This window comes from Foetidibacter luteolus, from assembly GCF_009650435.1.
Lineage (GTDB): Bacteria > Bacteroidota > Bacteroidia > Chitinophagales > Chitinophagaceae > Foetidibacter > Foetidibacter luteolus.
In genome coordinates this window covers 1-22664 of the sequence record NZ_VVIP01000080.1, presented here as the reverse complement: position 1 = coordinate 22664, position 22664 = coordinate 1, and the positions used below count along the sequence as shown (strand labels likewise).

Below are 22664 nucleotides of genomic sequence, written 5' to 3'. Positions count from 1 at the left end.
TGCGCCGGTTTCCGCTCATATCCCTTTTATGCTGCAATTTTTACGCTTTCAAAAACCTCCGGGTACTGCAACGGGTAAAGCAGGATCGGGCCTTTTCTCACCGGGTAGTATGTTTATGGGCCCGGCTGGCGAAGCCTTGATGAAGCTTCCGTTGCGTCGCACTCTTGTACGCCTTGTCCGCTATTGGGCAGCATCGCGTACTTCCCTGGTTTATGTATACGCCCTGTGCGTTATGGCATCATTGCTGGCCCCGCCGCTGGCCCATGCGCAGAATGTAACACGGGCCGAGTATTTTATTGACGCTGACCCCGGTATTGGCAATGCCACCGCTATCAGCATTACACCGGGTACAGATGTAACTGCCACCTTCCAGTTTAACCTAAACGCTTATACAACCGGTTTTCACCAGTTGTATGTAAGGGCCTTTGTGCCGCCTACCGGTACCGGCGCGGAAGCAAGGGGCGGTTGGTCGCTGGTGCAGCGGAGGACTTTCTTTAAAGAAACCTTTCCAACCGATGTGCCCAACCTTCCAAACATAGTTAAAGGCGAATACTTTGTTGATGAAGACCCCGGCTTTGGAAAGGCAACCAACATTTCGTTTACGCAGGCAAAAGATGTAACCAACGTTGCATTCTCTGTTAACATCAATTCCCTCGCTAACGGCTTCCACAACATTTTTGTGCGCTTCAGGGATGCGGATGGCAAGTGGAGCCTTTCTCAAAAACGAACATTTTATAAAGAGGGCGTACCTGTGGATTTAGGGAACCCGCCCAATATTGTAAAGGGCGAGTATTTTGTGGACAAAGACCCCGGTTTTGGTAAAGCCACCAACATACCGCTTACTGCCGGCGCGGATTTAACCAATATTGCATTCTCCGTTAATGTAACGTCTCTTTCAACCGGCTTCCACCAATTGTTCAGCCGTTACCGTGATGCGAATGGCAACTGGGGCCTTACCAGCACCCGTGCTTTTTACAGGGATTCCATATCTGCGGAATCGCCGTTGGCAAAAGTATCTGCATTGGAATATTTTGTAGATACAGACCCCGGCTTTGGCAAAGGCACTAAAGTAAACATCACGCCTTCTACAGATATCACTAACCTGGTGTTTCAACTGGATATGAGCAAGATATCCATTGGCAACCACCAGGTGTTTGTGCGTGCAAAAGATGAAAGGGGCAACTGGAGCATTACCAATGTGGGCAGCTTTAAGATAGATGCGCCTACTGATGTACGTGTGGTTATCGGTACCGTTGGCGCCAGCTTCTGCGCCGGTGCACCGGTATCAGTTCCGTTTACTGTAACGGCGCCGTTCGGCACCAATAATGTGTTTACCGCCCAGCTATCTAACAGCAGCGGCAGCTTTAATAACCCTGTTAACATCGGCACCCTTAATGCCAATGAAGACAGCACCATCAGCGCCACCATACCAGCTAATACAGCGGCGGGTACAGGTTACCGCATACGCATTGTAGCCAGCTCTCCGTTCGATACCAGCGCGGCCAACAGTGCCAACATTACCATTACCAGAAAACCAGAACAATATTTCTATATATCCGGCAAGAGTGCCGTGTGTACTTCTACAGAAGAATACACGGTTACCGGTTCAGCCGGCCCGGGTGCTAAATACACCTGGCTGCTCAGCGGCGGCGGCAACCTGCAGGATACCGCAGGTGGTTCAACCACCGCGAAAGTTACCTGGACAACCACCGGCGTCTTTAACCTGAAGGCCACCGCGTCTAACGGTTGTGGCACCGGCTACGAGAACTCCATCCAGGTTAGGGTGTACAACAATACGCCTACGCAAATTCCGGTTATTACAGAAAGCGGCTCTTATCTCTACGCGTCTGCGCCTTCCGGCTCAGAAGCTGTGGCTGCCTACCAGTGGTATAAGGATGGCAGCGCCATTTCAGGCGCTACCAACAGCTACTATTACCCGGGTACCAACTACGGCAATTACACGGTAAGCTATACCACGCCCTGTGGTACCGGGCCTAAATCAGCCGCGTACAATTACAGCTTCAGAAAGAACCAGACCATTACCTTCCCCGCACAGCCAGCGCTTACTTATGGGGATGCGTACTATTTGCTTAAGGCAACAGCTTCATCATCGCTGCCTGTTACTTACAGTCTGTGGTATGGCCCCGGCACAGTAAAGGATGATACTGTGTTTATCAATGGTGCGGGTATAATAGCAGTACGTGCGTTCCAGGCAGGTAATGAAGAATTTTATGAAGCATCTGCGGTATCTTATATTGAAGTGGGTAAAGCCGCTGCTACCGTTACGTTCAGCAACCTGCAGCAGGCTTACACGGGTACACAGAAAGCGCCAACAGTAACCACCAACCCGGGTGGGCTTTCTTATACGCTTACCTACAATGGCAGCAGCCAGCCGCCTGTTAATGCCGGCAAGTACGAAGTAATTGCCACCATCAGTAACAGCAACTATGGCGGCACGGCCAAGGATACGTTTACTATTACGCGTATAAGCCAAACGGTTACCATGGAAGCCATACCGGATAAAACCGCCGGCGACCCATCCTTTGGGGTAACTGCTTCCGCTTCTTCAGGGCTGCCCGTTACTTACAGCATTGGTACAGTGCCGGCAACTGGTGTAGCCACCATCAGCGGTAATATTATTACACTTACCGGTGTAGGGCAGGTAACCGTTACGGCCAGGCAGGCAGGTAACCAGAACTATAGCCCGGCCAGCACTTCGCAAAGCTTTGAAGTAAAATCGCCTGTAGCCAAAGACATACAGGTAACACAACTGGTAAACCCCGAAAATGGCTGCGGCCTTTCTGCTGCCAGTGTTGTAAAAGTAAGGCTGTTCAATGCCGGTACTGATGCTGCCGCTAATTTTGATGTGGTGTACGCTGTGGATGGCGGTACAAAAGTTACCCGCAAATACACAGCTACCATACAGCCCGGCGCTACTGCGGATTACACCTTCAATACCACTGTTGACCTTTCCGCATACAGGGCTTACCAATTTGAAGTGTATGCTTCTCTTGCTGGTGATGAGCGCCGTATCAACGATACCATCAGAACAGCAGTTACACATTATACACCAACAGCAAAAGGCGCATCAGCCGGTGTTACTATATGCAGCGGCACGCAGGTTAACCTCAGCGCTTACGGTGGTGTAAATTATCAATGGAACACGGGTGCCACCACGGCTGTAATACAGGTATCGCCTACAGATACCACTACTTATACCGTGGAGATAACAGATGCCAACGGTTGTTCATCAACGGCTTCCGTTAAAGTTAATGTGCTGCCGGCCCTAACCACCCCGGTTATCAGCGCAGTGAAGAATGATGTGTGTAGTGCTGAAACCGTTTCGCTTAAAACCAATCTCACCGGCAAAGTGCAATGGTTCAGGCTGGAAGGCAACGACGCCATCAAGCTTGATTCAGCGGTTACTTATACGGCATCTGTAGCAGGCAGTTATTTTGTGCGCTATGCCAACAGCAATGGCTGTATAGCCCAGTCGGCCCTGTTTGAAGTGAAAATATCGGGCCTTCCTGTTGTTAAGGCCGCACCTGCCGCTTCGCTTTGCCTTGGCGATACCATAACATTGTCTGTAACAGGCGCCAAAACATTTAACTGGAGCAATGGCAGCAATAAAGATACGGCCAGGGCGCACCCAACCGTTAATACGGTGTACTATGTTACCGGTACTTATGGCAACGGCTGCAGCTATAGCGACAGCATTGCTGTAAGCGTTAACGCCGCGGTAGCGCCAGCCATTGTAACCAACATGCTGCCGATTGACAGTACCCTTAACCTTGACCCGCCGGTACGCCTGTCATGGGCGCCGTCTGCCAATGCGGCTTTCTACGATGTGTATGTTTGGGTTGCAGGAGAAGCAAGGCCTTCGTCCCCGTCAGCCAACAACATTGAGGATATCAGTTATCAATATCCATCCGCTCAATTGGGTAACAGCTACAACTGGCAGGTAATAGCCCAAAATACCTGTTTCTCAACCGATGGGCCTGTGCAGACTTTCTCTACAGGTTCATTGCCGGATTTGATTGTGAACAGCTACGAAATGCCGGATAACGCGGTGGCCAATGGTAAAATAACCGTTAGCTGGGAAACCAAAAACATCGGCGAAGGTGGAACCAAAGATAAAAAGTGGAAGGACTATATCTGGTTGTCGCAAGACCTGGATTTAAGGGTGGCCGACGATATATTGCTGGGTGAATTTGATAACCAGTCTTACCTGAACCCCGGGCAGAGCTACCTGCAGACAAAACAGATACAACTGCCGCAGGGCATTACGGGTACTTACTACATATTCATCATCACCAATGCCAACGATGCTTATTGCTGGCAGTTGATAGGGGATGTGTGCGCCACCAGCAGGGGGCACCACTCCATATCTTTCCGTGAGTCTGATGACCAGAACAACTTTATTTACAAACCGGTTACGCTCACACTGCCGCCATTGCCTGATCTTTCTGTTGAGTCGCTGGGTGTACCTACCGATGTATTCTCAGGCGACAGTATCACTGTTCAATACCAGGCACGCAATATTGGCGTAGCACCTGCCGTGGGTGAGTTAACCTACAACCGTAGCTGCACACCGTCAGGTACTGCCAAAGAGCATTACTGGAAAGACAACATTTACATCTCTAAAGAACCTGAGTTCAGCTATGCTACTGCAAGGCTGCTAACAGAAACAGATATCCGCCTGGGCACGCTGGGTGGCGGTTGCACCGTTACCGGCGATACGTTAAAGGTTGACAGTACTTACCGCCACGCGGTTAAGGTGAAGATACCTTACGAGTACCAGGGTACTTACTACATTTATGTGGTAGCCAACATGAAAGGGTTCTTTGAAGCCTTTACCCAAAACAACTATTACCGCAGCGATTCCCTGGTAGTGCTTCTTACACCGCCAGCCGACCTTGTTCCATCCATCGTTACCGCGCCGGCAACTGCCAATGCCAACGAGAACATGCAGGTTACCTGGACGGTTGCCAACGAGGGTGCTAACCCGCCACGTGAATCACAATGGACAGACAGGGTTTACCTTTCAAAGAGCAGCACTTTTGATGCGCAGGCTATTTTGTTAGGCAGCAGGGCTTATAACCATAACCTGTCTAACCCGCTGCTTAATGGAGAGGAATACACCGAAACAGGCTCCTTTGCCATACCAAGAACATTCAGCGGCAATTACTATGTGTATGTTTATACAGACGCGTTGGGCAATGTGTTTGAATTCAATAAAGACAGCAACAATGTTAAGCGCAGTGCTAACCCGGTTAATATCGTAGTGGGCGACAGGCCGGACCTGGTGGTGGCCAGCATTAAGTTGCCGGATTCCATCACACGTACCAAACCATTCGTTATCACATGGTCTGTAACCAATACAGGCGATAAAGCCACCGGGCCGGTTTCGTTTAATGATTGGGTGTTCTGGTCAGCCAGCAAAACCTTCGACCCCGGCACGGCTAAACAACTGGGTTCATACAGCCATGTTGTTAATATAGACAAAGGCGCATCCAGCGCCGGAACAGCGGTGGTAACACTGCCTGCAACCGCGCCGGATTCTGTTACCTTCTTTGTGGTAACAGATTATGGGGATAATGTTTTTGAAAAATCCGAAGCCAATAACGTCCGTGCTTCATCGGCAAGCGGTAAGCCGCCGGTAATTGGCGAGCCGCCTGTGACTACCATACCAATTGTTGAGAAGAACTACATTGATCTACAGGCGCAGGATATCAGCTTCACCGGCGATTTCAACTCCGGCGATCAAAAAACCGTGCAGATAAGGGTGAAGAACAATACTAGTAAGGCAACCACCGCCAACTGGTACGACCAGGTATTCCTAAGCCAGGACAGCCTGCTGGATGTAAACGATAAGTTCCTTGCATCCGTATCCAAATCCGGCGCCAGTGCAGGTCAAACCTATACGCAGAGCATCACCCTGCCTATCCCGAACGGCGTATCAGGTAAATACTTCCTGGTGCTGGCTGCAGATGGTAACAATGCCGCGCTGGATACCATACGTGGCAATAACTTCTTCTACAGAAGTATCACTATTAAGCTTACGCCTCCGCCTGATTTGATCGTTAACAGTGTAAGCGCACCGGCTAAATTGTATGCAGGCCAGCAGGTTAAAATACCGTATGCGGTAACCAACCTGGGCCCCGGTAACATCAGGGATGTGCAGAGCTGGAACGATGCGGTGTATGTAAGCTCATCTCCATCAGGCGGCAGCGGCAGTGTATTGTTGGGCAGCACCGCTAAGAAAGGGCCTTTGGCCGCGGGTGCAGGCTATAAAGACAGCATACTGGCAACCATTCCGCCAAACCTTTCCGGTAATTATTACATAGTGGTGGTGGCCGATGCCAGTAACGGCATATTTGAGAACGACAAGGAGAACAACAACGCTAAGAATGCTGTTACAGAAATTGTGCTTGCAGAACCGGCAGACCTTATTGTAAGCAACATCAACATGCCGGGTACAACACAATTGGGCGATACTATTACCGCTTCTTATACCATCAGGAATATTGGCTCAAGACCGGCCGTAGGTTCGCTAAGTGATGCGGTGTACTTCTCAAAGAACACTTCGTTTAACGCGTTGCAATCAACGTTGTTTGGTACTGCTCAGAAGAACATCCTGCTGGAGCCTGGCAAAGACAGTTCCTTCTCTATCGTCAACAGCGTAGAATCAGTCTTCCCTGGTGATTATTATGGTATCGGACGTACCAATATCCTCGGTACAGTGCCGGAAGTGGATCTTACCAACAATACTAAGGCCACTGATGCACAGATAGGGGTAGGCATTCGTGAACTGGTACTCAATACCCCATCCAAAACCATCCTGCGTACCGGCGCCAACAGGTACTACAAAATACAGGTAGGGGCCGGGCTGGATATGGTGGTTGACCTTACCAGCAACAAAACAGCGGCGCACAACGAGTTCTACATAGCGTACAACCGCATACCTACGCCTAATGATTACGACGCCAAAGGCAACCTGCCGCAGCAGGCTGCGCAAAGGCTGATAGTGCCCGAAACGCAAAACGGCAGCTATTACCTGCTGGTAACATCCACTTACGATGCAGGCTCGCAGGAAGCCACCTTGCTGGCAAGGGCATTAAGCTTCTCGCTTACCTCATCCACTCCTAAAAATGTAGGGCAGGGTGTGGTCACTACCAACGTGGAAGGCGCGGGCCTGAGGCCGGGTGTACAGTTTAAACTGATGAAAGGCGCAACTGTTGTGGCAGGGGCCCAGGTGGTTGGCCTTACACTTATCAACAGCATGCAGGCCAAGGTTGTATGGGATTTAACTTCCGTTGCCATAGGCACTTACGACCTTGTAGCGGTTAACCCTGATGCCAAAGAGGCCAAGCTGGCCGCCGCGGTTAATGTACAGAAATCAACAGGTTACCGCATTGATTATTATGTAGCAGCGCCTGAAGTGCTGCGCATCGGCAGGAACGCGTTCTATACCATCAACTTCCGCAACACGGGCAATGTGGATATTCCGTTCGTGCAGTCGCAGGTGGTTATCCCGGCAGCGTCTAATGTTGCAAAAATATCCACAGAGGGCAATGTGAAGACACGCCAGCAGATGAACCCGTATGGCGACACCCTGAAGTTTGAAGATTACGCGGTGCTGGGCAAATTCAAGCTGATACCGTTCTTTACCCGTAACCTGCTGAGTGGTGAACAATACAGTGTAACCCTGCTGCTGGATAAGTTTACTTCCGGTACTTACTCGGTGGGTGCGGGGGCCGAAGGTTATTCTGTGAAAGAATTTGTGCAGAAGCAATACGGTACCATCGAACAGATGCGTACGGTAGAGCTGAATAACCCAGGCAAGTTTGCCAACAGCCCTGAATTTACAGCATTGGCTAAAAACAAAGTGCCGTTCAGGAATGTGCTGCTGGCTGAGTACTTCAAGATGGGCCTGCTTACCCCTGCCGATACCATCGGTGTGGATGGCGAGTGTGCCGCCTGCGGTGCGCCGGACAGCGACGGAACGAATACGGCGACCTTTAACCCCGGCAACAGCCCCGGCCTGCTGAATGTGGCATCGGCTACCTTTGGCCCGGGCCTGTCTTACCGCTGGGAAATCAACAGCTACAGCGGCGCTGCCGGGCAGGATCCCGGTTGGGACCTTATACATGCCGCAGGCACAATAGATGTTTCCGCTACACCGGCTAACCGTTTTGTAGTTCAACTGGCATCGCTTTCACTGTCCAATACCCCGGGTTACCTGGGCGGCTGGTACCCTGGTGTGGATACCTGCTGGCCAATAGCCATAGCAGATGGCGGCTTTACCAATTTTAATGTAAACAAGTTCAGTATAGATGCTACGGATTTTGTAGCGCACAACAGCCTCTATGGTGGTTCATTCTCCATATCGTTAAGGGGAACGGATACACTTATGTTATGTTTCACCGCCTTTGTTCCGGGTGTTGGGCAGCCGGGTGTTCCCGGTGGTACAGGCCATCCCGGCCAGCCGGGTAGCCCTGGCGGCCCTGGTGGCCCAGGCGATGGCACAACGCCTCCCGGTCCCGGTGGCCCTGGTGGCCCAGGCGGCCCCGGCGATGGTGTGAACGATCCCGGTCCCGGCGGCCCTGGTGGTCCTGGCGGCCCAGGCGGCCCCGGCCAGCCCGGTGGTGATGGTGGTGATGGCGGCCCCGGTGGTACTGGCGGTCCTGGTGGCCCAGGCGGCCCCGGTGGTCCGGGTGGCCCCGGCGGTCCTGGTGGTCCGGGTAGCGGCCCGGGTGGCCCTGGTGGTCCGGGCGGTCCCGGTGGTCCTGGTGGCCCGGGCGGCGGTCCGGGTGGCCCAGGCGGTCCCGGTGGCCCCGGCGGCGGTGGCCCCGGTGGTCCTGGTTCTCCGGGTAGTCCAGGCGGTCCTGGCTCTCCGGGCGGTCCCGGTGGCCCCGGTGGTCCTGGTGGTGGCCCGGGCGGCGGTCCCGGTGGTGGTGGCTCCGGCATGCCTTGTACGCCTCCTCAGCCAGACTTCCTTACCTGCCAGGGTATTCCATGGCTGGTGGGTTGCGGCATAACCGGTTACGGTTGCTATAGCCTGTTTGTTTCAGGCGGTACGGCCGTCGGTGCTGTGGGTGGCGCGGCAGCCTTTGGCGTGGGTGCCTTCTTTGGCGCCGGCGCCGGTGCGGCAGCAGGCGCCTTCGTAGCAGGCTTTGTTTGCGGTTCCGGTGCGGTCACCTGTTTGTCCGGTAACCTTACCCTGCCGGGCAAGGCGGTCAAATGGCTTATCTGTAAACCGGTGGTGGCCTCCTGCGACCCGAATGAGATACAGGGCCCCGCAGGTTATGGCCCAACCAAGATGGTGGCTAAAAATGAAACACTTACTTATACCATACTGTATGAAAATGACCCGGATTTTGCTACCACAGCGGCACAAAGGGTTAGGATACGCCAGCCGTTGGATGAGCATGTAAACGCCGGCAGCATCACGCTGGGCAGCTTCGGCTTCCGCAACTATGTGTTTAACGTGCCTGCAGGGTTGTCAAGCTATACCACAACGCTTAACCTGGCCGATTCACTGGGCTTCAACGTGCAGGTTACTGCCGGTCTTGATATCGTAAACCGGGAAATATTCTGGGTGTTCCAGTCAATTGACCCTGCAACCGGCCTGCCGCCTACCGACCCGTATGCCGGCTACCTGGCCATCAACGATTCTATCGGCAGCGGCGAAGGCTTCGTAAGCTACTCTGTAAGGCCATCGGCCAGCACAGTTACGGGCGACAGCATCGTGGCTAAAGCAGGTATCGTATTCGATATTAATGCGCCTATCGAAACCAATACGCATGTAAACATTGTAGATGCCGTGGCGCCGGTATCTTCCGTAATAGCTTCTTCGCTGGAAGTTGAGCAGAACTCGGTTATCACCTTGTCTGTACAGGCTGCCGATGATGCAGGCGGCAGCGGCCTCAAATCCGCTTACGAACTGTACTACTCCGAAAATGATGGTGAGTTCCAGCGCTACGACAGCGTGTTCAGCACCAACACTTTCAACTTTGCCGGCAAACCGGGCAGCAAGTATTGCTTCTTTACCATTGCCACGGATAACGTAGGCAACCGCGAAGCCCTGAAAGATGCCTGCGATGTAAGTGTTGAGCTGGATGGCTCTCCGTTACCGGTAAGCTGGTTGTTCTTTACCGGCCAGCAGAAAAACAAAGATGTGTTGCTCAACTGGGGTACTGCAACAGAAATAAATACCAAGCAGTTTGTGGTACAGCGTTCCATAGATGGCCGCGACTTCACAGATATCGGTACGGTTAAAGCCGCAGGCAACAGCAGCAGTACCCGCTACTACCAGTTTACGGACCGCGACGCGGCTGTGCTTAACACCGGCAGGATATTCTACCGCCTGCGCCAGGAAGACTGGGATGGCAAACCGTTGCTGAGTAACATAGTGCCAATTGATTTGAATGGCGGCGGTGGCCAGTTGCATGTGTCCGCTTCGCCCAATCCGTTCACCAGCACCCTGTCGCTGCTCATCAACGGCACAGGCACAAGTGCGGCCACAGACAAGGCAGAAATATTCTCGCTGGATGGCAAGTTGTTGTACCGCAACACAATAGCCGGCTGGCGCAGCAATGTACGCATGCCGTTAAACAATGTGCCCGTATTACCCCAGGGCGTGTATGTACTTAAAGTACATATCAACGGCGAAGTGTTTAATGTAAAACTGGTAAAACAGTAGGAGAAGTTGGGTTTTATCATAAGCAGGGCGGGCCGGAGGGCTCGCCCTGCTGCGTTAAGGCAGGCCCGTTTCTGCCGGAATAAAGCAACCCGTTTCCGCCGAAACAAAGCGACCCGTTTCTGCCGCCTTTGGCGCCAGAAACTTACACGATATCACCCCGGCGCAGCCGCCGTGTGTTATCATGCTGTCAGCCTGGGTTCCGAAACTTCGGAATTGAAGGCGCTGCATAAAAAGCACGGACATAAAACGCAATCACTATTCACCATTCACAATTGACCATTGACCATTCACGATTCACCATTCACGATCATGGTACCAGCGACATAGCCCTGTGGCATCTTCGTTGCGTCGCAATCACTTCATCGGTTGGTTCTTTGGGCGGCTTTGCAGCCCGGGTAGGGAATGATTACATCATGCTGCCCATCCCTGCCGCAAAGTCCCGTACCAGAGACTATTGCAGAGAGGGCTTCGGGTGCACACTTTGTGCCGAAGAAACACTGCCTACGTAAATTCTATTTAATTCTATTTCTCACTATTCACCAGTCACCATCCGCCAACCTTTTTCCTCAATTGCCAATCTTGGCACAATAAGTGTGAACTAAACCTTAATTATATAAAAACCAATATTTCATTGAAAGCCGGTAACGCCACTTAGGCGGGCTCCTTATTGCCTGCTGTAATCATCCTTCATAGTGTAGCGCTTCAAACAAATCACCTGTTCAGTTTCAACCATCATCATTCTTTTAAACAAAGAAAGAAATGACTAACACTGTATGCGCATTATGGAACGGCTGCCTGAAAAGTATTCAACATTGCTGCCTCTGTTTATGTACGTTTTGCCTTTTTGCCGGCGCCGTAAATGCGCAGGCGGATACGTTACGCAAAAAAGCCGATACAACTTCAATAAAAGGAGATTCTGCCGTATCCGTGAAGGACAGCGCCACACCAGCAGGTATTAAAGACACGGCTGTTATTACAGGTAAAATAACTGACTTTTCCGGCAAGGCGTTGGAAAATGTAACCATCATGGTAAAGAACGCCGGCCGCATTGCCACCTCAGCAGCGGATGGGAGTTACAAGATAACAGTACCCAATCCTGCCGGGGCCATATTGGTGTTTTCTTTAACCGGCTATCCTACCACTGAGCAACCCGTTGCAGGTAAAGCAACGGTGAACGTGTCTATGAAGCAAGATGTGGCCAATGTGCTGCCGGAAGTGGTAGCAATAGGTTACGGATCAGTGAAGAAATCTGACCTTACCGGTGCGGTAACGAGGGTGGGGGCAGACGCTGTTAAAAACCAGACAGGCCTGGTTGACCCATTGCAGGGCCTGCAGGGTAAGGTAGCCGGCGCAGACATCATTATCGGTAATAAACCGGGGGATGCAGGCACCGTAAATATCCGCGGGTTAAATTCAATTACGGGGCCTAATACCCCGCTAATCGTATTAGATGGCGCCCCTTACTCCGGCGCTTTAAGTGATATCAACGTGCATGACATAGCCAGCTTCGATGTGCTGAAAGATGCATCCGCCTCCGCTATCTATGGTTCACGGGGTTCTAATGGCGTTATCATTATCACAACAAAGCGTGGTGTTAAGGGAGACAGGTTTTCGGTTTCTTTTGACGGATATGTTGGCATTTCCAAAGTATTGAAAAGGCTGGACATGATGGATGGCCCAACCTACGCCAAGTACAAAAGGGCCGCGTACCCTGGCCGCACAGATCAGGAGATATTTGACCCCATTGCCCTGAATGCCATCCGCAATAACCAGTACACGGACTGGCAGGATGTAATGTTCAGCGGCAGCGGCATTCAAACGGATAATAACGTTAGTGTAGATATCAGCGGCGAAAAATCCAGTCACAAAATAAGCCTGGGCTATACCAATATCGGCAGCATTTTAAAGAACATGTCATTTGAAAGATATACGGCCCGTTTTAACGGCGATGTACGGCTGTCTGATAAGTTCTCCATCGCCTACACAGCCATGTACAATCACTCAATACGTGACCTGGGCGATAACAACACATTCAAATACGGCAATGTGCTTGACCCGCTAACCAAAGCGTATGACGATAACGGTAACCCGCTCTTTTATCCCAACGGTTGGTATGCTACCGTACTGCACTCCAACCCGTTGTTTGACCTGGAGGATATTAACCTGGAGCGTAAAAACTTCCGTGACCGCATCTTTATCAACGTCAACCTTAACTGGGAGATACTGCAGGGGCTTTCCTTTAAATCTTCCGTTACGCCAGACCTGCAGTTTATAGAACAGGGCGAATACTGGGGGCCGCAAAGCCAGGACAGGCAGGGAGCGCCGCGCCGTGCAGCATACAGTAAGGAAGACCAGAAATCTATTACGTTTACCAACCAGTTGAATTATAAAAACGAATTCGGCGACCACCGCCTGGACGTTTCTGCCGTGCAGGATGCACAAACCTTTAGCCGCACTTATTTGCAGTTAACCGGTGTGGATATGCCTTATTACGGCAAATGGTACAATGTAAATGAAGCGCCTACAGACTTTTCAAGAGCATCGGATTATTACCGCTGGCGTTTACTTTCTTATATGGGGCGTGTTAATTACGCATTTAAAGACAGGTACCTGCTAACGCTTACGGGGCGGTACGATGGTTCTTCAAGGTTGTCGCGCAGCAACCAGTGGGGTTTCTTTCCTTCCGCGGCGTTTGCCTGGCGCATTATACAGGAACCATTCATGAAGAATCAAAAGTTGTTCTCTGATTTAAAGCTGCGCATCAGTTGGGGTAATACGGGTAACACCGCTACCAGTCCTTACCAAACGTTAGGGGAACTGGGCCGCTACCAGTATATTTTTGGCGATGATGCATCCGCTATCGGCTACCTGCCTACCAGTATACCCAATCCTGACCTGAAATGGGAGCGCCTGGAAGAATACAATGTAGGTTTTGATTTCGGCTTCCTCAATGGCCGCATCAATGGTGAGGTAAACTTTTACGAACGCAATACCCACGACCTTATCTTTTTCCGCCTGCTACCCTATACGTCAGGCTATGAAGGTACTTTACAGAATATCGGTAAAACACGCAACAAGGGTATAGAGGTATCGTTGAACACGACACCCGTACGCAGCAAAGATTTTGAGTGGAACCTGAACCTAACCTTCGCCAAAAACAAGAATGAGATTATTGATATCTACGGCAACAAGCAGGATGATCCCGGTAACAAATGGTTCATCGGCCAGCCGATAAATGTGGATTGGCTGTACCAGTATGATGGTGTATGGCAGGAAAAAGACCGGGCCGAAGCTGAAAAATATGGCCGTGAGCCGGGCAACCCCAAGGTAAAAGACATTAACGGCAACGGCACTTACGACCAGGGCGACCTGATGATACTTAACCGTGTGCCTAAATGGACGGGCGGCCTCAGCAGCACGATACGGTACAAAAATTTCGATTTCAATTTTTATATGTACACCCGGCAGGGTTATGGCGAAGTGCTGGGCCTGTTAACGGATGAAGCCGGCTCTACGCGGTACGGCCACCTGAACGTAAACTTCTGGACGCCGGAAAACCAGTCCAACAGTTTCCCCAAACCACAGGTAACCAACCCGCAGGATTTGCTCGTCAGCAGTACCTATGCTTTTCGCGACCTGTCTTTTATAAGGCTGAAAACGTTGAACCTGGGTTATCGTTTTTCCAATAAACTAAGTGAAAGGGTGGGCCTGAAAAGCCTGCGTGCCTATGTAACGGTGGACAACCCTTTCCTCTGGACAATGAATAAACTGGAAGTGCTGGACCCGGAGAACAGCCGCAGCTACCCGGAACATCCGCCGATGACGACGTTCATCTTTGGCGTGAATGTGCAGTTTTAGGAAGAAGGTTGCCGGTTACCAGTTGCAGGTTGCCGGTTTGATGATGGGTAAGCGGTTGTAAGTTCTTTAAGATGATGATGGGAGAGAGGTGGTGAATGGTGAATGGTGAATGGTGAATCGTGAGTGGGGGGCTTTCATTCTTCCTTCAGCATTCCTTGTTCCTTGTTCGATATTCTTATCGTGAATGGTGAATGGTGAGTGGTGAGTGGGGGGCTTTTCATTCTTCCTTCATTATTCCTTGTTCCTTGTTCGATATTCTTATCGTGAATGGTGAATGGTGAGTGGGGGGCTTTCATTCTTCCTTCATTATTCCTTGTTCCTTGTTCGATATTCTTATCGTGAATGGTGAATGGTGAATGGGGGGCTTTCATTCTTCATTCATTATTCCTTGTTCCTTGTTCGATATTCCTACGCCCTGGTGCGTGTCTCCACGCACCAACATAACCGGGCTGAAAAGCTGCATAGCGGACAAAACGTACAAGAGTGCGACGCAACGGCGGCCTCATGGTTGTTCCTGAAGTCTGGCTCATAAAAAAATTAATGCAATGCAAAGCATTGCGGTAAAAAGATTGAGTATGAAAAAACATCTTCGCATGGCGTTAGCCTGTATGGCACTGGCAATGCTGGTTACATCCTGCAAAAAATACCTGGAAGAAACACCGTACAACAGTATAACGCCGGGTAACCTGTACAATACCAAAGAAGGTATTACCAATGGCATTAACGGTTTGTATGCCAAGCTAAGGGCCATTTATGCGCCGGAGAATATGTTTTACCTGTGCGAAGGCCCGTCTGACCTGTGGCTGGCAGGCGTGGGCGCCGCGCCGGCTTTTCTGCAATGGAACATAGATGCCAATACCAATGATATACGCCAGCTATGGAACAGTTCTTACGAAAGCATCAACCAGGCCAACAGCGTAATTGATGCGCTGGAAAATGTGGAGATAACCAACCTGGATGACAGCCTGAAGAACCGCTACCTGGCCGAGGCAAGATTTATAAGGGCACATTTTTATTATCATGTGGTGCAGCAGTATGGCGACCCTTACTTTACCACCACCCCGGCAGAAGGTGTGCAAACTACCGCTACCCGTACACCTGCCGCCCAGGTATGGCAGTTTGTTATTGATGAACTGGAGTTTGCCGCTGCCAACCTGCCCGAACAGTACGATGCTGCAGAATATGGCCACGCCACAAAATATGCGGCGCTGCATCACCTGGCACGGGTGTACCTGACTGTAAAGCGGGATAACAACGACCTGCAGAAAGCCAGGGCTGCTGCGGACCAGGTAATCAACTCCGGCAGGTATTCGCTCATGCCTTCTCATGCGGATCTGTTCAGGCTGTCTAACGAGCGCAACAGCGAAGTGCTTTTTAGCGTGCTGTACAGTAAAACGCCGGAGCTGAATGGCAACGGCAACGAAAGCCACCTGTTCTTTACCTGCGCTTATTCCGAAGAGCACCCCGGCGTGCAACGCGTTACGGAGTATGGCCGCCCGTATAGCAGGCTGCGCCCGAGCTGGTATTATCAAAACCTGTTTAATGGCGATATTGACCAGCGCTGGGATGACGATTTTCGCACCAGCTGGAATATTACGGTAGATGAAACCACCACCGATATGTACAACCCCAACACCAATGCAGCCGAAACCGTTGCCTGGAAAAAGGGGCAGCGGGCCATGTTTATACCCAAAACGCTTATTGACATAGACTCGGTAAAAGCCCTGTGGCCGGTGTACGTTTTTTTGCCGGATAGTATGCGCAACGAGATTAACCCGGAAACGGACATACAGCCCAACGGGCCCTGGCCTTCCAATACCAGGTTCCAGAACCCAAAGCTGTTTGCCAACCTCATCAAGTTTCAGGACCAGGAGCGGCCTGATGTAAATACCACGCAGGGCTCCCGCGACTATTTTATTTTCCGCCTGGCAGATACTTACCTGCTGGCGGGTGAAGCGGCTTTTTTGCTGGGCGATCCTTCCGCCGCTGCCGGTTATATTAACAAAGTGCGGGAAAGGGCAGCCAAAGAAGGCAGCCAGGGTGCCATGGATATAACGCCGGAACAGGTAAGCATCAACTTTATACTGGATGAAAGGGCCCGTGAGCTGGGCGGCGAAATGTTCCGCTGGTACGACCTGCTGCGCACCGGCAAACTGATGGAACAGATGACCAACCCCAACATTAACCCCGTAGTGGCGCCCAAGTTTAAAGACTACATGAAGCTGCGCCCCATACCCCGCGACCAGTTAACAAGAATGAGCAACCCGGCCGACTTTCCGCAGAACCCGGGCTATGGGAATTAGGGGTAGTGAGTGGTGAATGGTGAGTGGTGAATGGTGAGTAGGCTGTCAGCCTGAGTTTGTCGAAGGTGGGGTAAAAGCGGTTGAAGGCGGATTGTATGGATGCTCCGCTTCCCGCTCCTTATTTCCCACTCGCCATTTCCCACTCCCCACTTGCCTTTGCATGATACCAGCGACATAGCCCTGTAGCATCTTCGTTGCGTCGCAAGCACTTCATCGGTTGGTTTTTTGGGCGGCTTTGCAGCCCGGGTAGGGGGTGATTGTATCATTCTGCCCATCCCTGCCACAAAGTGCCGTACCGGAGACTGTTGCGGAGAAGGGCTTCGGGTGGATACTTTGCGGGGAAGAAAAGATTTAGTTCGCTATTGTGCATGAGAGCTTCGAATGAGCATTGTACATGCAGGTGACAACACCTGCATGGGCATTCCGGGCACATGAACACCAACGAGGGCAAGAGAATTCCGTCAAGCCCGGTTGATGCACAATAGCGATTTGCTGATGATTGATATTCCGTCCGCCCCGCTTTTGGCAATACTTTCGTTAGAGGCTGTTTTGTCCTCTCCGAAGTTTAAGTTGCTTGTTTTAAAACCACAAGCTTTCTAATTTGTCCATTGTTTATTTGTGGTTCTAAATCTCTTAAAGTTTGTCTACTTGGGTCGTCAATAATATCTAAGTCCTCAAGTTCGGCTGTACTGCCCACAATTGTCATTGTATATGAAAGAGGAATTGAAACTCTCTGCATTTCTAACTTGTGCTCAATAAGTGAAATGTCTTTAGTAAATGAAAGAGGATATTTCTCTGCAACAATCTTCTTTTCATATTTTGATTTTAAATCTCCCTCAAAATAATTGTCAGAAAATTCCTTAGCTGAAATCAAACCACTAGCGTCTTCCCGATATAAAACATTCAAAGCTTTTAGCAAGCCAAGTCTGTCATGAATTTCATCTACATTGCTTTCAATAAAGTTTTTTGTGTCATCGTAGAAATTTTTTGCTTTGAGCCTGTCGTTTTTATCAGTTGTCAAACCTAGAAATGCACTATAAAAGTATTCAGTTAAATCTTTCTTTTGCATGGAAAATTGGTCGTCATACATATAGGGGATGAATGAACTCCCACTTTCAATAAAAAAACCAATTTTGTAAAAGTCTTTTGCTGGTGAAAGGAATACATCCTTTATTAATGTTAGTTCATTATTATGAACATTGAAAACTTCCTGTAACTCCGCTTTAATTACAAAAAAGAAAAACTTTTTATTAGTAGTTAACCCGTTTCCTATCAAGCAATATCCGCCAGGTATTTTTGTTCTAAAATGTGCGTCTGCTAAATTACTTGCTAATGTTGCGGATGAGGTAATAAATTCTTTATCGTCAAGCTTCTTAATTTTAGTCATTAGGCTATATACACTGTCCGCAGATTTATCTTCGTAGTCTAATTGAAAGGTCTTTGTGCTGTTACTAAGAGCTTCAAGAATGCGCACAATTAAAATATCTTTTTCCGCTTGCTTAAATTTAAGTAATGCCTTATTTATTTTTGCATAAGCATCACTTTTTTCAGTTTTAGCATGTATTTCATGAGCAATTATTCTGTCAATACTTGCTATTTTAAGAGTTGCGAAATTCATATTTTATGAAAGTTTGAAAATGAAAAATCAAATATATTCCTCGTATAATCCCGAAGATTTGGAATTGATACTATTGAATTGTTTAAATGTTCTACGATTAATAGGTAATGGTAAGTCAGTACATTATTTTCACCTTGCAAATCCATTAGTACCCAAACACTTTCTTCTTTTTCAAACTCTGGATAGAGGTTTATCGTAATCTTTCCTTTTTCAAAATCTGCTTTATTAACATTGATGATAATTCCAGCATCTAAGAAGGTTATAAAATTCGGGCAGTTTTTATTTTCAATATCGTTCAACATTTCTGATAGTTTGGGAAAGGACACACCAGAACTATTTATAAAGAGCATAAAGCTTAATAATGGATTTCGATATGGAAGTGTTGTCAATGCTTCTTCAACGTGGAAGCCTGAATTTGCACACTCAATAAAATTACTTGGAATTTCATCTCTTACTAGTTCATGTTTGGTTCGTTTAATATTTTCGGCAAAATCAGTAAGAAGGTCTTTGTCATAGAATGACTTTTTAACCTCACCGAAGCAAAAGACTGTTTCATAAAAAATAATTTCCGATTTATCAGCCAGATTGAATAAAACTGGATTTTTAGAGTTTTCGCAAATAATAATATCGTATTGTGGGCTAGCTTTTAGATTGCGGTCAACTATGTGTCCATCACAAACATGATATTTAGGAAATAATTTGTCAATAAAGAATTGCTTAACCGCAAGCTCAACTTGGTCTCCAGCAGCACGGATATTTTTTAAGTCACCTCTGATGCTGTCAGAGAGCCTATAAGCCATCTTAATTTTTTCCAAGTCGTGCTGGAAATACTTAATGATTGGCAATTTATTGAAAGGCTTTATCTCGTCCATGTTATTACAAGGTATGCAAATTATTAGGGTGTTGTCTAAAATAGCCGCTAACGAACAGGGCTTTATGCAGGTTGGGAATTAGAATTCCGTCTGCCCGTAGCCGCTGCTGATTGAAAAAATGTTGTTGAATTTATGTACAAAAGTTAATTGTTATTCGTCTGACCGAACCACAGCATGGATATGCAATTAGCTGATGTTACAATGTCTTGCCCAACTTGCATAAAACCCAATGTTAGCCACAGTGCCTTCACGAAAGTAACCAACCCAAAAACAACATTATTATTGAAATAATCAAACTCCAAAGCCAATGGTCTTTAATTAGTTCATAAATTCCTTGTGGTGTCAACCCATAAATTTGCCGCATTGTAGCGTTTGTTTTTAAATCACCTTCTGCAGTCCGTTTTAAAATGCTGTCCATAACATCAACTTTACGAAGTGTCGACTGGTGTAATTTTACATACTCTTTATTGTCAAAAGCTTTTGCCTCTGCGTCACCTGAAAGAAGGTTTTTTGCAGAGATGTCGTTTTTTTCAATGAGCTGAGTTAGTCGAGGATGTCCTATGTATTGATTCCCATATTTGTCTATCAACACTCTCGCCATATCTATTTTATTGTCGTCATTTAATTGAAATGGTTGCCCACCCAAAACAATAAATCTATTCTCCAAAGCCTCGAAACCGTAATTGATATCTCTCATGTTCCAATGCACCCACTTATAATCTTTGTGTTCTTTTAAAAAGTCAAAATATTCGGTCAACATCTGTTTTTCAAGCGTATTATAATGTGCTTCTATTTCTGCTAATGTTAAATTTTGTATTTCAGCAACCTTATGTATTGAAAAACTTTTTGTCTGAGCACTTCTTAAGTAGCGAATGGCTATTGAGGTGATTCTTGGTGTCCGACCTTCTTTGATGTCATAGAAACTTTCACATGAATAGTGAATGATTAAAACATGTTGAGGATTGTCATGCAATTCTTCAAGAATACTTTTTGCTTTCTTGTATTTCTGAATTCGTCTTAATGTTATGCTCATTGGGGTCTGTTATGGCATTGTGGCTAACGAACAGGGCTTGCCGAAGTACGGGAATTAGTATTCCGTCCGCCCATGACCGCTGCTGATTGGAAATGTGTTGATGAAAATAATAACTAAAAGCCAAATAGTAAACGTCAAGCTGGATATGAAGCACAATAGAATTGCCGCAGATGAAGATAACTTCTGTCAGCCCGTATTTTGGCAAACCCCCTGTTATGCGTTCGCCCTTCTGAAAATAAAGCTCTTTGAAATTAACTGATTTTGGAACGTCTCTGTTTTCTACCAAATGACTTACGAGTAGTCAATTTGGGAGTTGGCTTTTTTGATGTAATAGGTCTACCCATTAAATCAAAACTTCCTTGAAATTGGAAGTGGTCTTTTTGTGAAACATAGGATTGTGTAAAGTAGTTGCTCCAAAAAGTCCTTGAAGCTGATGCGTCTTCAATAACAACAGTATTTGAGTTGCCGTTGTTGATTTGGAAATGTACGTCCTGTGTCATAGATGCAAATTTATGATTAAAAAATTTGGAAAGGAATGTTATTCTCTGTCAAAAATGAAGTAACGGTCAAAGAGTGAGTTCCCCAGCCTACATTTAAGTATTGATTTTTAAGGTGTTCTACTTCTTTTGAATTCTTCTGATTGTCACCAAACCCAAGTTTTAGATGATGAGTTTGGCTCTGAATAGCCCAAATAGCACCATTTACATCGAATGTAGGGCCTCCACTTTGTCCTCTAAGTCCGGGTGTTGAGGTTTCAATAAACATCAATGGATAAGGCTTTGCTCCATTGCTTTGAATATTTACAGTTCTTGTGTAAATACCGTCTATTGGGAAAATAGGGATTGGTAGAGAACCAGGTGGAAGAACAAAACCTTTATGGTCATCGAAAGTAGGTTCAATAGAATGAAATGGGAATCCAAGTTTACATAGGCTTGTCCCTTGCTCCATTGGGTCATTCGGATTTTTAAACTTAGGATAAGTTTTTACCATTTCCTTTTTGAAATTCTTCAACTTCCCGACTGCTATATCTGCTTGCGGTATTGCATGAATTTGTCCATCAATTGAAAGACCGTCCCATCCTAACCATACTGAGAAGTTTGTTATAGATGAAGGTTGAATTTTACAGTTGTTGAGCATTTGCATTTTGACATGCTTCTTTAAGTCTTCTTTATCCTCTATATCTTTTCGTTTAGATACAAGATTTGTATATTCAGTATTTGCAAGCCCAAGTTTATTTAGTTGCTCAATAATATGAAAGGCAGTTACGAACCATCCTTCCTCATTTATGATTACAAAAGTTCCAATTCCTGAACCACACTGCCCGTTATAGGAACGGTGTGAGATAATAATAGGAAATGTAAATTGTCTTGCAAGTGAACATGCGTTGGCAAACATTAATCAGTTAATTTTTATAGTTGTAAAAAAGGTTTCATCTTGTCTGCGGTCTGTCGCAGGGTGACGCATAACGTTTGCATTGACGCATTAGCCGCACATTCAAATATAAATAAACCCTTCATTCTCAGTACTATTCTATTGCGTTTTTTGTATAGCAGTATTGCGTCAATGAAACTGGGTTTTCATTTTCCTGTTTCCCCTCTCGAAGCAATTTCACAGAGATTATTGCGGGCTCCAGGGTTGTATGATAAAACAGCCACGTTTCAATATGCGAAAAAAAATTAAATATTGCAATAGTTGTTACGGGTTGCCGTAACGATTTTCAGTAGTCCTCCCGCTATCTAAAGAGTTAGCTTGCGGCTCTTTGGGGGGCTTATAATTGCCAGACTTTGTCTGGTTTCCAGCAGCCAAATGCTCATAAGAACTAGCCGGGCCCCCTACGCTTTAATAAAAGCTCCATAGCGAACAAGGCGTACAAGTGAGTGACACAACGATGCCTCATAGTTATTCTTCAGTCCGGCCCATAATTCTTCTTCTCTAACGAAAGATACTATTCCCTGGTTTGCGGATGAAGGGAAGCCCCCCCGGTGGCCCACCCGCCATCGGCAAAACTGGCTTTCCAGCTCACGCCAGCCCGCCGGAAACCGGGAAAAGCTGCCTTTACACCTGCGGAAGATAAAAATGCTAACAGGGAAGATAAAGGGAAGCATACGGAAGACTGCCAAACGGGCACGGAAGGGAGTGTAATTTAAACTGTGTCAAGGTTATTTTTCACGTTCCTTTTTCCGGCCATGGCCGGAAAAAGGAACGTGAAAAATTTTTAGAAAATTGCGGCCATCCTCCCCTCGAACATAATGCTCAGTTGCTGTATGGTTAAGCT

Annotated in this window: 8 protein-coding genes; 3 read left to right on the top strand and 5 right to left on the bottom strand. The window is 47.9% G+C overall.

The genetic code is table 11. The annotated features are described in order from the left end of the window. Nucleotides 1-232: 232 nt before the first annotated feature. From F0364_RS25070 to F0364_RS25060, 3 genes are all read left to right on the top strand, one after another. Complete coding sequence (locus F0364_RS25070) at nucleotides 233-10705, top strand: CARDB domain-containing protein (protein ID WP_207632875.1); 10473 nt, start codon at nucleotides 233-235, stop codon at nucleotides 10703-10705. A 759-nt stretch (nucleotides 10706-11464) separates the two neighbouring features. Then, nucleotides 11465-14563, top strand: a complete 3099-nt coding sequence (locus tag F0364_RS25065; RefSeq protein WP_153800569.1) for a SusC/RagA family TonB-linked outer membrane protein — start codon at nucleotides 11465-11467, stop codon at nucleotides 14561-14563. Between the two features lie 575 nt (nucleotides 14564-15138). Continuing rightward, a complete protein-coding gene (locus tag F0364_RS25060; RefSeq protein WP_153800568.1) occupies nucleotides 15139-16866 on the top strand; it encodes a RagB/SusD family nutrient uptake outer membrane protein in 1728 nt (575 codons plus the stop codon). Nucleotides 16867-17431: 565 nt separating this feature from the next. Here F0364_RS25060 and F0364_RS25055 read toward each other — a convergent pair. The 5 genes from F0364_RS25055 to F0364_RS25035 all read right to left on the bottom strand — a co-directional run bounded on the left by F0364_RS25055 (nucleotide 17432) and on the right by F0364_RS25035 (nucleotide 21784). Beyond that, nucleotides 17432-18484 carry a hypothetical protein gene (locus F0364_RS25055; protein WP_153800567.1) on the bottom strand — a complete coding sequence of 351 codons (1053 nt, stop codon included), beginning with the start codon at nucleotides 18482-18484 and terminating at the stop codon, nucleotides 17432-17434. Next, complete coding sequence (locus F0364_RS25050) at nucleotides 18481-19356, bottom strand: DUF6602 domain-containing protein (RefSeq protein ID WP_153800566.1); 876 nt, start codon at nucleotides 19354-19356, stop codon at nucleotides 18481-18483. Before F0364_RS25050 ends, F0364_RS25055 begins: the two co-directional genes overlap by 4 nt. Before the next feature lie 247 nt (nucleotides 19357-19603). Beyond that, complete coding sequence (locus tag F0364_RS25045; RefSeq protein ID WP_153800565.1) at nucleotides 19604-20389, bottom strand: hypothetical protein; 786 nt, start codon at nucleotides 20387-20389, stop codon at nucleotides 19604-19606. Between the two features lie 251 nt (nucleotides 20390-20640). Beyond that, nucleotides 20641-20889, bottom strand: coding sequence for a hypothetical protein (locus F0364_RS25040; protein WP_153800564.1), 249 nt, complete (start codon nucleotides 20887-20889; stop codon nucleotides 20641-20643). 16 nt (nucleotides 20890-20905) lie between these two features. Then, nucleotides 20906-21784 (bottom strand): trypsin-like peptidase domain-containing protein, encoded by an 879-nt coding sequence (locus tag F0364_RS25035; protein WP_153800563.1) that lies wholly within the window; start codon nucleotides 21782-21784, stop codon nucleotides 20906-20908. Between the last annotated feature and the right edge of the window lie 880 nt (nucleotides 21785-22664).

Excerpts from the sequence above, each read along its gene's own strand:
- F0364_RS25070 (WP_207632875.1), top strand. The coding sequence starts at position 233 with ATGGCATCATTGCTGGCCCCGCCGCTGGCCCATGCGCAGAATGTAACA.
- F0364_RS25065 (WP_153800569.1), top strand. The coding sequence starts at position 11,465 with ATGACTAACACTGTATGCGCATTATGGAACGGCTGCCTGAAAAGTATT.
- F0364_RS25060 (WP_153800568.1), top strand. The coding sequence starts at position 15,139 with ATGAAAAAACATCTTCGCATGGCGTTAGCCTGTATGGCACTGGCAATG.
- F0364_RS25055 (WP_153800567.1), bottom strand. The coding sequence starts at position 18,484 with ATGAATTTCGCAACTCTTAAAATAGCAAGTATTGACAGAATAATTGCT.
- F0364_RS25050 (WP_153800566.1), bottom strand. The coding sequence starts at position 19,356 with ATGGACGAGATAAAGCCTTTCAATAAATTGCCAATCATTAAGTATTTC.
- F0364_RS25045 (WP_153800565.1), bottom strand. The coding sequence starts at position 20,389 with ATGAGCATAACATTAAGACGAATTCAGAAATACAAGAAAGCAAAAAGT.
- F0364_RS25040 (WP_153800564.1), bottom strand. The coding sequence starts at position 20,889 with ATGACACAGGACGTACATTTCCAAATCAACAACGGCAACTCAAATACT.
- F0364_RS25035 (WP_153800563.1), bottom strand. The coding sequence starts at position 21,784 with ATGTTTGCCAACGCATGTTCACTTGCAAGACAATTTACATTTCCTATT.